1 pseudogene is annotated in these 634 nt (G+C 42.0%); it reads right to left on the bottom strand.

The window, feature by feature from the left end:
* A pseudogene (locus AD948_RS17935) lies at positions 1-464 on the bottom strand (hypothetical protein); the annotation flags it as partial.
* Positions 465-634: the final 170 nt, after the last annotated feature.

Below are 634 nucleotides of genomic sequence, written 5' to 3'. Positions count from 1 at the left end.
TCACCATCCGGTGTACGAATCATGCTACCAGCAAGAAAACAGACAACTCGGTACTCTCCATTGGATTCAAGGGTGGCAAGAACATTGAAATTGCTGGAATACTTGTGAGAGCCATCTGGATACGTACCGTGAGATAGATTGTTTTCTGTTAAATTGTAAATATCTCCAGTAATTGTTATTTGCGCAATTGTATTCCAATTATTATCCCTGACAGATATTATGGTTGTGTTTGTTGCTGTGCTATAAACGAGCCAGCTATTAAGAGGGTCGAGGACCGCACTAGAGCTTCCTTCGAATAATAAAGCATTTGTGTTGTTGTATCCAATATTCCCGGTCACCGTAATATTTACGGGATTTTCTTCAGATAGTTGTATAGTTACGGTCGCGCCCTGCCCGTCGAGACTCACCGTATCCGTTGATCCCGGAGCAACCGTTATTGATCCATTCTCTGGAACTGCCGTCATTATTTTACACTTTCATAGTCAACACTACACTCGCTATAAAATACAACTGTAGTGTTATTAGAGCCGTATAACGGCTTAAACTATTGCGGTAATTAAGCAGATTTTGCCGTTTTCTGATTGTCTACGATGTAAGGACCAGCAGCACGCACAGTGAGAGACAGAATGCCCAT

It is taken from the genome of Acetobacter senegalensis (assembly GCF_001580995.1).
GTDB lineage: Bacteria > Pseudomonadota > Alphaproteobacteria > Acetobacterales > Acetobacteraceae > Acetobacter > Acetobacter senegalensis.
This window is presented reverse-complemented; position numbering and strand designations above follow the sequence as displayed.